The following is a 12,004-nucleotide window of genomic DNA, read 5'->3' on the forward strand; positions in this document are numbered from 1 at the left end:
CCTGGTTACGGTACGCGGCGGCGCCCCGGAGGGTCAAACCGGCAGCCCTTGCGCCCGTCGCCCACAGCCTGTGGACAACAACTTGAATCAGCTCTGTCCGCTGACTACCGTTGCAGGACTTGTCGGGTTTGTTCATCGATCGGACCGGCACCCCGAGTCCCTTGACACCCTTCCCCGCGCCGGAGGCACCCCCGGCCGAAGACCGGGGGGCGGAACGAGAAAGCGTGCACCAGTGGCTGATGTCAACAGCGATCTCGTCCCGCTCTGGGCGAAGGTCGTAGAGCGGCTGGTCAACGACTCCGGGGTCGGGGACAGCGACAAGATGTGGCTGCGCCGCACCCAGCCGATGTGGATGATGCACGACACCGCCCTGCTGGCGGCCCCCAACGAGCGGGCCAAGCAGGTGCTGGAGGGGCGTCTCCTCCCCCAGCTCACCGAGGCGCTCACCTACGAGTTCGCCCGCCCCGTCCGGATCGCCGTCATGGTGGACGCCAATGCGCTGCCCGTCCCGGCCGCGCCCGAGCCTCAGCCGGCCGAGCCGCCGCGCGCACCGGCCGCCGACGAGTGGTCCGACCGCCCGTACCACGGCGAGTCCGCCCCCGAGCGCTACGAGACCACCCGCTACGAGGCCCCGCGCCACGAGCAGCACCAGCCCGAGCGGTACGAGCCGCCCCGCTACGAGCAGGCCCCGGCGCCGTACGCCGAGGAGCAGCGCCCGTGGGGCGAGCAGCCCGCCGCACCGGCCGGCTGGGGGCAGCCCGGCTACGAGCAGCCGCCGGCGGCCGCCGAGCAGCACCCCGAGCCGCCGCGGGCGAAGGGCCTGCCGGCGGGCACCCCCGCGCAGGGCGACCTCTTCGGCGGCGTGCTCGGCCCGGACCCGTCCGAGGCCCGGCCGCGCTCCGGCGGAGCGGGCCGCCGCACCGCCGCACCCCGGCCGCCCGTCCAGCCGCCCGCGGCCGCCCCGGCACTGCCCGAGCGCACCCCCGCTCCCGGCGTCCCCGCCCCGCCCGGCGCTCCCCCGGCGGGCGGCGCCCGCAAGGACGAGCCGGCCCGGCTGAACCCGAAGTACCTCTTCGACACCTTCGTCATCGGCGCGAGCAACCGCTTCGCGCACGCGGCGGCGGTCGCGGTGGCCGAGGCCCCGGCCAAGGCGTACAACCCGCTCTTCATCTACGGCGAGTCCGGGCTGGGCAAGACCCACCTGCTGCACGCCATCGGGCACTACTCGCGCAGCCTCTTCCCGGGCACCCGGGTGCGCTACGTGAGCTCCGAGGAGTTCACCAACGAGTTCATCAACTCGATCCGGGACGGCAAGGCGGACGCGTTCCGCAAGCGGTACCGGGACATGGACATCCTGCTGGTGGACGACGTCCAGTTCCTGGCGAGCAAGGAGTCCACGCAGGAGGAGTTCTTCCACACCTTCAACACCCTGCACAACGCCAACAAGCAGATCGTGCTCTCCTCGGACCGGCCGCCCAAGCAGCTGATCACCCTGGAGGACCGGCTCCGCAACCGCTTCGAGTGGGGTCTGATCACCGACGTCACCCCGCCGGAGCTGGAGACCCGAATCGCGATCCTGCGGAAGAAGGCGATCCAGGAGCAGCTGAACGCGCCGGCCGACGTGCTGGAGTTCATCGCCTCCCGGATCACCCGGAACATCCGCGAGCTGGAGGGCGCGCTGATCCGGGTGACGGCCTTCGCCAACCTCAACCGGGCGCCGGTCGACCTGGAGCTCGCCGGGATCGTCCTCAAGGACCTGATCCCCGGCGGCGACGAGGACGCCGGCCCGGAGATCACCGCCCAGGTGATCATGCAGCAGACGGCCGCCTACTTCGGCCTGGGCGTCGAGGACCTCTGCGGATCCTCGCGCAGCCGCGTCCTGGTGACGGCCCGCCAGATCGCCATGTACCTCTGCCGGGAGCTGACGGACCTTTCGCTGCCGAAGATCGGGGCACAGTTCGGCGGCCGGGACCACACCACGGTGATGCACGCCGACCGGAAGATCCGCTCGCTGATGGCCGAGCGCCGGTCCATCTACAACCAGGTCACCGAGCTGACCAACCGCATCAAGAGCTGACGGCCCACAGGCCTCCTGCAGGGAGGTCTGTGGGCTTTCGGGGCCCCGTCGACGGCATCGTCGGCGGGGCCCTCGCCGTACCCCGCCCCGGGGCGCGAGCGGGCGTGCAGGCTGCCACGGAGCGGTCTGCGGCGGTCTGCGCCAAGAGGTGTGGACGCCGCCGGGGCCGGGCAGCATCCCGGTGGCGGCGCGAGGGGCGGGAAATGCGCCGAATGGAACATCCGAGCGGCAATTCGAACGGGCTCGGCGCGGGGCGGCGCAATCCACAGGGCGGCGGGGTTTCTCCCTGTCCACAGCCCAGGAGCGCCCCGGTTATCCAGAATTCGTCCACAGGGCTCTCCGCGTTACGCTCTTCCCCTGCAGGTCAGGTGGCTGTGGACTTGTGCACAACAGTTATCCACAGGCTGTGGACAGTTGACACCCCGCCAGTTGGCCGAACGGGTTGTCCACCGGTTGTCCCCAGGAAGCCGACGGTTATCCCCAGGTTCTCCACAGGCTTATCCACAGTTCGACAACTCAGCGTCAATGTTCACCCCCAGGTGTGAAAGGCGTCACGTGATGTTGCCCGGCGCCCGTGGATAACCGGGGCATGATCTGGGGACAGTCCTGGGGATAACCTGTGGATACTCAGCGTGGCCTGTGGGTAACTCTCGGTCGTCCACAGCAGGGCCTGGTTTTCCACATCCGCCATCCACAGCGACTGTGGACAAAATGTCGGGCCTGACCTGCGCAAACGGGGTTATCCACGGTTTCCACAGGCCCTACTACTACCGCTACACATAGAGAGCCCGGACCTTGATCAACGGTGGGGCGGGCCGAAATCTGTGGACAACGGATTCCCGACACCTGTTCGGGTTGCTTCCGCCCATCTGCTCCGTCTGTCGGTGGAGTACGTCAGACTGTTCTCGGCAACTGGAAGCCGGGTGGTTGCGCCGGGCGGCCCAGTGCACGCAGACGATCGAGCGCACAGCGCGCAGCAGTGAGCCAGGAGGCGGTTACCGGTGAAGTTCCGGGTGGAGCGTGATGTCCTCGCGGAGGCGGTGGCCTGGGCTGCTCGCAGCCTCCCGGCGCGGCCGCCGGTGCCGGTGCTCGCCGGCCTGCTGCTGACGGCACAGGAGGGCTCGCTGGCCCTCTCCGGTTTCGACTACGAGGTGTCGGCCAGGGTCGAGCTCGAGGCGGACGTCGAGGAGGCGGGCACCGTGCTGGTCTCCGGCCGCCTGCTCAACGACATCTCCCGCAACCTGCCCAACCGCCCGGTGGAGATCTCCACCGACGGCATGCGGGTCAGCGTGGTCTGCGGCAGCTCGCGGTTCACCCTGCCGACCCTGCCCGTGGACGAGTACCCGTCCCTGCCGGCGATGCCCACCGCCACCGGCACGGTCTCCGGCGACGTCTTCGCCTCCGCCGTCAGCCAGGCCGCGGTCGCCGCCGGCCGGGACGACACCCTGCCGGTGCTCACCGGTGTCCGGGTCGAGATCGAGGGCGACCGGATCACCCTGGCCGCCACCGACCGGTACCGCTTCGCCGTCCGCGAGCTGCTGTGGAAGCCCGAGCAGCCGGACATCAGCGCGGTCGCCCTGGTGCCCGCCAAGACCCTGCAGGACATCGCCAAGTCCCTCGGCAGCGGCGACACGGTCTCCATCGCGCTCGCCTCGGGCGGTGCGGGCGAGGGCCTGATCGGCTTCGAGGGCGCCGGCCGCCGCACCACCACCCGGCTGCTGGAGGGCGAGTTCCCGAAGTTCCGCAGCCTCTTCCCGACCGAGTTCTCCGCGGTCGCGGCGATCCAGACGCAGCCGTTCCTGGAGGCGCTCAAGCGCGTCTCGCTGGTGGCCGAGCGCAACACCCCGGTCCGGCTCAGCTTCGAGCAGGGCGTGCTGACCCTGGAGGCCGGCTCCGGCGACGACGCCCAGGCCACCGAGCGGATCGACGCCGACCTCGAGGGCGACGACATCTCGATCGCCTTCAACCCGGGCTACCTGGAGGAGGGCCTCAAGGCCATCGACTCCGCCTTCGCCCAGCTGAGCTTCACCACCCCGACCAAGCCGGCGCTGCTCAGCGGCAAGCCCGCGGTCGACGCCGAGGCGGACGAGGCGTACCAGTACCTGATCATGCCGGTCCGGCTCTCCGGCTGACCGGCGGCCCGCCCTCCACAGGGCGGGCGCATCCGGTCCACAGGCTGTGGACGACGAGGCCTCGCCCGGTCGGCTGCGACCCGGCGGGGCCTCATCCCTGGGCGGCGTAGGCTCAGGGCAGTGCGGCAACGGCGCCGCCGTCTAGGCACGACACCACAGTGAAGGACTTGTCATGGAGCTCGGCCTCATCGGTCTCGGCAAGATGGGCGGCAACATGCGCGAGCGCATCCGCCGCGCCGGCCACACCGTCATCGGCTACGACCGCAACCCGGATCTTGCGGACGTCGACAGCCTCCAGGAGCTCATCAGCAAGCTGCACGGCCCGCGCGTGGTGTGGGTGATGGTCCCGGCCGGCGGCCCGACGCAGGAGACCGTGGAACAGCTCGCCGAGCTGCTCTCTCCCGGCGACGTGGTGGTGGACGGCGGCAACTCCCGCTGGACGGACGACATCAAGCACGCCGAGCTGCTGGCCGCCAAGGGCATCGGCTTCGTCGACTGCGGTGTCTCCGGCGGTGTGTGGGGCCTGGAGAACGGCTACGCGCTGATGTACGGCGGCGACGCCGAGCACGTCGCGAAGGTGCAGCCGGTCTTCGACGCGCTGAAGCCCGAGGGCGACTTCGGCTCGGTGCACGCGGGCAGGGTCGGCGCCGGCCACTTCGCGAAGATGGTCCACAACGGCATCGAGTACGCGATGATGCAGGCCTTCGCCGAGGGCTGGGAGCTGCTGGAGGCGGCGCCCGAGGTCACCGACGTCCGCGAGGTGTTCCGCAGCTGGCAGGAGGGCACGGTCATCCGCTCCTGGCTGCTCGACCTGGCCGTCCGCGCGCTGGACGACGACGAGCACCTGGCCAAGCTCAAGGGCTGGGCCGCGGACTCCGGCGAGGGCCGCTGGACGGTCGAGGCCGCGATCGACCACGCGGTGCCGCTGCCGGCGATCACCGCCTCGCTGTTCGCGCGCTTCTCCTCCCGCCAGGAGGACTCGCCGCAGATGAAGATGATCGCCGCGCTGCGCAACCAGTTCGGCGGCCACGCGGTCGAGTCGAAGTAGTCCACGGAAGGCGGGCGCAGTCCACCACCATGCATGTCGCGCATCTGTCGCTCGCCGACTTCCGTTCCTACGCCCGGGTCGAGGTGCCCCTCGACCCGGGCGTCACCGCGTTCGTCGGGCCCAACGGCCAGGGCAAGACCAACCTGGTCGAGGCGATCGGCTACATCGCGACGCTGGGCAGCCACCGGGTGGCCACCGACTCCCCGCTGATCAGGCTCGGCGCGGAGCGGGCGGTCGTCCGCTGCTCGATCGTGCGGGAGCAGCGGAACACGCTGGTCGAGCTGGAGATCACCCCGGGCAAGGCCAACCGGGCGCGGATCAACCGCTCCGACAACGTCCGCCCGCGGGACGTGCTGGGGCTGCTGCGGACGGTGCTGTTCGCACCGGAGGACCTCGCCCTGGTGAAGGGCGACCCGGGGGAGCGGCGGCGCTTCCTCGACGAGCTGCTGACCGCGCGGGCACCGCGCCTGGCCGGTGTCCGACAGGACTACGAGCGCGTGCTGAAGCAGCGCAACGCCCTGCTCAAGACGGCCGCGATGGCCCGCAGGGCGGGCGGCGGCAAGGGGGCGGACCTCTCCACCCTGGAGATCTGGGACGGCCACCTGGCGCGGGCCGGCGCCGAACTGACGGCCTTCCGGCTGCAGCTGGTCGCCGCGCTGCAGCCGCTGGTGTCGGAGGCGTACCGGCAGCTGGCGCCCGGCGGGGGAGAGACGGTGCTGGAGTACCGCAGCTCCTTCGAGGGGGCGCTGCCGACCAGCCGGGAGCAGGCCGAGGAGCAGTTGCTGGCGGCACTGCAGGCCGTCCGCAAGCAGGAGATCGAGCGCGGTGTGACGCTGGTCGGCCCGCACCGGGACGAGCTGGTGCTGCGGCTCGGCCCGCTGCCGGCGAAGGGGTACGCGAGCCACGGGGAGTCCTGGTCGTTCGCGCTGGCGCTGCGGTTGGCCTCGTACGAGCTGCTGAAGGCGGACGGCGGCGAGCCGGTGCTGATCCTGGACGACGTGTTCGCGGAGCTGGACGCCCGCCGGCGGGACCGGCTCGCGGAGCTGGTGGCCGACGGCGAGCAGGTGCTGGTGACGGCGGCGGTGGCGGAGGACGTCCCGAAGGCGCTGGCAGGGGCGCGCTTCGGCGTCTCCGAGGGCACGGTCGCCCGGCTCGATCCCTGACCGCGCTGTTCCCCGCGCCCCTGGCGGGTGGTCCGTTGCGTACCCTGGAAGGCTCATCCGTTGCCGGGATCGAGGGAGAGCCGCGCCATGAGCGAGACGCCGCAGCCGTCGGGGAGCCCGTCGTCCGGCCCGTCGGGGGTGGATCTCGCCCGGGTCGCCCTGCGGGCGGCCAAGGAGCAGGCGCGGCAGCGCGGCGAGCAGGTCAGCCAGAAGCGCGAGGCGAAGCGGCACGGTCTGCGCAGCGGGGCGCGTGCGGACGGCCGCGACCCGGTGCCGCTGGGGGCGGCGCTGAATCGTTTGATCACGGAACGGGGTTGGGAGGCGCCGGCCGCGGTCGGCGGGGTGATGGGCCGTTGGCCGCAGATCGTGGGCCCGGACATCGCGGCGCACTGTGTGCCCAAGCAGTTCGACGAGGCCGAGGCAGTGCTGACCGTGCAGTGCGACTCGACCGCATGGGCCACCCAACTCAGACTTCTGGCAAGGCAGTTGGTGGCGAGACTGAACCACGAGCTGGGGCACGGCACGGTCCGGGTGATCAAGGTGTTGGGTCCGGACGCCCCGCGGCGGGGGTACGGCCGGCTGCGTGCGCCGGGCAGTCGGGGACCGGGTGACACCTGGGGCTGACGGAATCACCCGGAGTGAGCGAATCCGGAACGCCTGGCGGCCCGTGTAGGGGCTCTGAGCCCCCCTGTCGAGTATCGGGACATGTGCGGAGGGGATTCAGGGCGGCACATCTGCCCTCAGGGGCTGCCAAACGCCCGTCTCTGTCAGTCGTACCGGTAGACTGAAGTGCAAACGCTGTTGCTCGCAGCAACCGAGTCGAAACGCCGTGGTCGCAGACCCGCCCGACGATGGGACGGGGATGCGGCCCGCGCTGTGCCAGAGAGGGCGCTTCGTGGCCGATTCCGGCAATCCCAGCCAGACCAATGAATCCATCGACCCGGCGACCGGGAAGTCCTACGACGCCAACGCCATCCAGGTGTTGGAGGGTCTGGACGCCGTCCGCAAGCGCCCGGGCATGTACATCGGCTCGACCGGTGAGCGCGGCCTGCACCACCTGGTGTACGAGGTCGTGGACAACTCCGTCGACGAGGCGCTGGCCGGGCACGCGGACACCATCGGCGTGACGATCCTCCCCGACGGCGCGGTCCGGGTCGTCGACAACGGGCGCGGCATTCCCGTCGGCATCGTGCCGGGACAGGAGAAGCCCGCCGTCGAGGTCGTCCTCACGGTGCTGCACGCGGGCGGCAAGTTCGGCGGCGGCGGCTACGCCGTCTCCGGCGGTCTGCACGGCGTCGGCGTCTCGGTCGTCAACGCGCTGTCGACGCGCCTCGCGGTCGAGATCCACACGGACGGCCACCGCTGGACCCAGGACTACAAGATGGGCGCGCCGACCGCCCCGCTCGACCGGCACGAGGCCACGGAGCGCACCGGCACCAGCGTCACGTTCTGGGCCGACCCGGACATCTTCGAGACCACGGTCTACTCCTTCGAGACGCTGTCGCGGCGCTTCCAGGAGATGGCGTTCCTCAACAAGGGCCTCACCATCTCGCTGACCGACGAGCGTCCCGAGCACCACGACGACGAGGGCAACCCGCTCTCCGTCACCTACCGGTACGACGGCGGCATCGCCGACTTCGTGGCGCACCTCAACTCCCGCAAGGGCGAGCCGGTCCACCCGTCCGTCATCGACTTCGAGGCCGAGGACAAGGACCGGACGATCTCCGTCGAGGTCGCCATGCAGTGGAACGCCTCGTACAGCGAGGGCGTGTACTCCTTCGCCAACACCATCCACACCCACGGCGGCGGCACCCACGAGGAGGGCTTCCGCGCCGCGCTGACCGGTCTGGTGAACCGGTACGCGCGCGACAAGAAGCTGCTCCGCGAGAAGGACGACAACCTCTCCGGCGAGGACATCCGCGAGGGCCTGACCGCGATCATCTCGGTCAAGCTCGGCGAGCCGCAGTTCGAGGGCCAGACCAAGGACAAGCTCGGCAACACCGAGGCCAAGACCTTCGTTCAGAAGGTCGTCAACGAGCACCTCGCCGACTGGCTGGACCGCAACCCCAACGAGGCCGCGGACATCATCCGCAAGTCCATCCAGGCCGCCAGCGCCCGCGTCGCCGCCCGCAAGGCCCGCGACCTGACCCGCCGCAAGGGCCTGCTGGAGACCGCCTCGCTGCCGGGCAAGCTCTCCGACTGCCAGTCCAAGGACGCGGCGGAGTGCGAGATCTTCATCGTCGAGGGCGACTCGGCCGGCGGCTCCGCCAAGCAGGGCCGCGACCCGCGCACCCAGGCGATCCTCCCGATCCGCGGCAAGATCCTCAACGTCGAGAAGGCGCGGATCGACAAGGTGCTGCAGAACACCGAGGTCCAGGCGCTGATCTCGGCCTTCGGCTGCGGCATCCAGGAGGACTACGACGCCGAGAAGCTGCGGTATCACAAGATCGTCCTGATGGCCGACGCCGACGTCGACGGCCAGCACATCCGCACCCTGCTGCTCACCCTGCTGTTCCGCTTCATGCGGCCGCTGGTGGAGGCCGGGTACGTCTACCTGGCCATGCCTCCGCTGTACAAGATCAAGTGGGGCAAGGACGACTTCGAGTACGCCTACTCCGACCGCGAGCGCGACGCCGTGATCGCAGCCGGCGTCGAGGCCGGCCGCCGCCTCCCCAAGGACGACGCCATCCAGCGCTTCAAGGGTCTCGGCGAGATGAACGCCGAGGAGCTCCGGGTCACCACCATGGACCCGGCCCACCGCCTGCTGCTGCAGGTGACCCTGGAGGACGCCGCCCGCGCCGACGACCTGTTCTCCGTCCTCATGGGCGAGGACGTCGAGGCCCGCCGCTCCTTCATCCAGCGCAACGCCAAGGACGTCCGCTTCCTGGACGTGTGATCCCCCTTCGGGATTCCACGGACCAGTCACGCGTGAAAGGAAACTGACCACCAGTGGTCGACGACAACCGTCCGGACGGCGACGAGACTCCGGAGAACACCGAGGCCCAGGGCACCCTGCGGATCGAGCCGATCGAGCTCGAGACGGAGATGCAGCGCTCCTACCTCGACTACGCGATGAGCGTCATCGTCAGCCGTGCCCTGCCCGAGGTCCGCGACGGCCTCAAGCCGGTGCACCGCCGCGTGCTCTACGCGATGTACGACGGCGGATACCGGCCCGAGAAGGGCTACTACAAGTGCGCCCGCGTCGTCGGCGACGTCATGGGCAACTACCACCCGCACGGCGACTCGTCGATCTACGACACCCTGGTGCGCCTCGCCCAGACGTGGTCGATGCGGATGCCGCTGGTCGACGGCAACGGCAACTTCGGCTCCCCGGGCAACGACCCGGCCGCGGCGATGCGCTACACCGAGTGCAAGATGATGCCGCTGGCCATGGAGATGATGCGCGACATCGACGAGGACACCGTCGATTTCGCAGCCAACTACGACGGCCGCTCGCAGGAGCCGACCGTCCTGCCCTCCCGCATCCCCAACCTGCTGATCAACGGTGCCACCGGCATCGCGGTCGGCATGGCCACCAACATCCCGCCGCACAACCTCCGCGAGGTCGCCTCCGGCGCCCTGTGGTCCCTGGAGCACCCCGAGGCCACCAACGAGGAGCTGCTGGAGGCCCTGATCGAGCGGATCAAGGGCCCCGACTTCCCCACCGGCGCGCTGATCGTCGGCCGCCGCGGCATCGAGGACGCCTACCGCACCGGCCGCGGCTCCATCACCATGCGCGCGGTCGTCGAGGTCGAGGAGATCCAGGGCCGCCAGTGCCTGGTCATCACCGAGCTGCCCTACCAGGTCAACCCGGACAACCTCGCGCTGAAGATCGCCGACCTGGTGAAGGACGGCCGGATCGCCGGCATCGCCGACGTCCGCGACGAGTCCTCCTCGCGCACCGGCCAGCGCCTGGTCATCGTGCTCAAGCGCGACGCGGTCGCCAAGGTCGTGCTCAACAACCTGTACAAGCACACCGACCTGCAGACCAACTTCGGCGCCAACATGCTCGCCCTGGTCGACGGCGTGCCCCGCACCCTCTCGCTGGACGCCTTCATCCGGCACTGGGTGGCCCACCAGATCGAGGTCATCGTCCGCCGGACGACCTTCAGGCTGCGCAAGGCCGAGGAGCGCGCCCACATCCTGCGCGCCCTGCTCAAGGCCCTCGACCAGATCGACGCGGTCATCGCCCTGATCCGGGCCTCGGAGAGCGCCGACGCCGCCCGCACCGGCCTGATGGGCCTGCTCCAGATCGACGAGCTCCAGGCCAACGCCATCCTCGAGATGCAGCTGCGCCGCCTCGCCGCCCTGGAGAGCGCCCGCATCCTCAGCGAGCACGACGAGCTGCAGGCGAAGATCAACGAGTACAACCAGATCCTCGCCTCCCCCGTCCGCCAGCGCGGGATCGTCTCCGAGGAGCTCACCGCGATCGTCGAGAAGTACGGCGACGAGCGCCGCTCCACCCTCATCCCCTCCGACGGCGACCTCTCCATCGAGGACCTCATCGCCGAGGAGGACATCGTCGTCACCATCACCCGCGGCGGCTACGTCAAGCGCACCCGCTCCGACCTGTACCGCTCGCAGAAGCGCGGCGGCAAGGGCGTGCGCGGCGCCCAGCTCAAGCAGGACGACATCGTCGACCACTTCTTCGTGACGACGACCCACAACTGGATCCTGTTCTTCACCAACAAGGGCCGGGTCTACCGGGCCAAGGGCTACGAGCTGCCGGACGCCGGCCGCGACGCCCGCGGCCAGCACGTCGCCAACCTGCTCGCCTTCCAGCCCGAGGAGCACATCGCCCAGGTCATGGCGGTGCGCACCTACGAGGACAAGCCCTACCTCGTCCTCGCCACCCGGGCCGGCCTGGTCAAGAAGTCCCCGCTGAAGGACTACGACTCCCCCCGTTCCGGCGGCCTGATCGCGATCAACCTGCGCCAGGACGACGAGGGCCGGGACGACGAGCTCATCGGCGCCGAGCTGGTCTCCGCCGAGGACGACCTGCTGCTGATCTCCCGCAAGGCCCAGTCCATCCGCTTCACCGCGACGGACGAGGCGCTGCGCCCGATGAGCCGCGCCACCTCCGGCGTGAAGGGCATGGCGTTCCGCGAGGACGACGAACTCCTCTCGATGAACGTCATCCGGCCGGGTACCTTCGTCTTCACGGCCACCGACGGCGGCTACGCCAAGCGGACGTCGGTCGACGAGTACCGTGTGCAGGGACGCGGTGGCTTCGGCATCAAGGCGGCGAAGATCGTCGAGGGCCGGGGCTCGCTGGTCGGCGCCCTGGTCGTCGAGGGCAGCGACGAGATCATGGCCATCACCCTGTCGGGCGGTGTGATCCGCACCAGGGTTTCCGGGGTCCGTGAAACCGGACGTGACACCATGGGCGTCCAACTGATCAACCTCGGAAAGCGCGACGCGGTCGTGGGCATGGCCCGCAACGCGGAGGCGGAGGACGAGGACACCGTGGAGGACGAGGCCGGCGAGGCCGAGGCCGTCACGGACACGACGACGGCGGACGGCACGGCCGACCAGGCCTGACCGCACGTCCTGGCGGCCGGTGCAGCCCTCCCCCGAGGGCCGC

7 protein-coding genes are annotated in these 12,004 nt (G+C 70.3%); all 7 read left to right on the top strand.

All coding sequences use genetic code 11. The features are described from left to right. The first annotated feature begins 232 nt into the window (after window positions 1-232). Window positions 233-2,077 (top strand): chromosomal replication initiator protein DnaA, encoded by a 1,845-nt coding sequence (dnaA, locus tag ACQ614_RS18730; protein WP_431679679.1) that lies wholly within the window; start codon window positions 233-235, stop codon window positions 2,075-2,077. Between the two features lie 1,001 nt (window positions 2,078-3,078). After that, window positions 3,079-4,209: a DNA polymerase III subunit beta gene (dnaN, locus tag ACQ614_RS18735; RefSeq protein WP_431679680.1), complete on the top strand. Its 1,131-nt coding sequence runs from the start codon at window positions 3,079-3,081 to the stop codon at window positions 4,207-4,209. A gap of 172 nt (window positions 4,210-4,381) precedes the next feature. Continuing rightward, window positions 4,382-5,257, top strand: a complete 876-nt coding sequence (gene gnd / locus ACQ614_RS18740) for a phosphogluconate dehydrogenase (NAD(+)-dependent, decarboxylating) (protein ID WP_431679681.1) — start codon at window positions 4,382-4,384, stop codon at window positions 5,255-5,257. 29 nt (window positions 5,258-5,286) lie between these two features. Next, entirely contained in the window at window positions 5,287-6,420 is a 1,134-nt protein-coding gene (recF, locus tag ACQ614_RS18745; RefSeq protein WP_431679682.1) for a DNA replication/repair protein RecF, read from the top strand. 87 nt (window positions 6,421-6,507) lie between these two features. Further along, complete coding sequence (locus ACQ614_RS18750) at window positions 6,508-7,044, top strand: DUF721 domain-containing protein (RefSeq protein ID WP_431679683.1); 537 nt, start codon at window positions 6,508-6,510, stop codon at window positions 7,042-7,044. 238 nt (window positions 7,045-7,282) lie between these two features. Then, window positions 7,283-9,316 carry a DNA topoisomerase (ATP-hydrolyzing) subunit B gene (gene gyrB, locus ACQ614_RS18755; protein WP_363496491.1) on the top strand — a complete coding sequence of 678 codons (2,034 nt, stop codon included), beginning with the start codon at window positions 7,283-7,285 and terminating at the stop codon, window positions 9,314-9,316. Between the two features lie 53 nt (window positions 9,317-9,369). Beyond that, on the top strand, window positions 9,370-11,961 hold the full coding sequence (gyrA, locus tag ACQ614_RS18760; protein WP_431679684.1) for a DNA gyrase subunit A: 2,592 nt from the start codon (window positions 9,370-9,372) through the stop codon (window positions 11,959-11,961). Window positions 11,962-12,004: the final 43 nt, after the last annotated feature.

This window comes from Kitasatospora dryopteridis (genome assembly GCF_050749075.1).
Taxonomy (GTDB): domain Bacteria; phylum Actinomycetota; class Actinomycetes; order Streptomycetales; family Streptomycetaceae; genus Kitasatospora.

Excerpts from the sequence above, each read along its gene's own strand:
- gnd (WP_431679681.1), top strand. The coding sequence starts at position 4,382 with ATGGAGCTCGGCCTCATCGGTCTCGGCAAGATGGGCGGCAACATGCGC.
- recF (WP_431679682.1), top strand. The coding sequence starts at position 5,287 with ATGCATGTCGCGCATCTGTCGCTCGCCGACTTCCGTTCCTACGCCCGG.
- ACQ614_RS18750 (WP_431679683.1), top strand. The coding sequence starts at position 6,508 with ATGAGCGAGACGCCGCAGCCGTCGGGGAGCCCGTCGTCCGGCCCGTCG.
- gyrB (WP_363496491.1), top strand. The coding sequence starts at position 7,283 with ATGCGGCCCGCGCTGTGCCAGAGAGGGCGCTTCGTGGCCGATTCCGGC.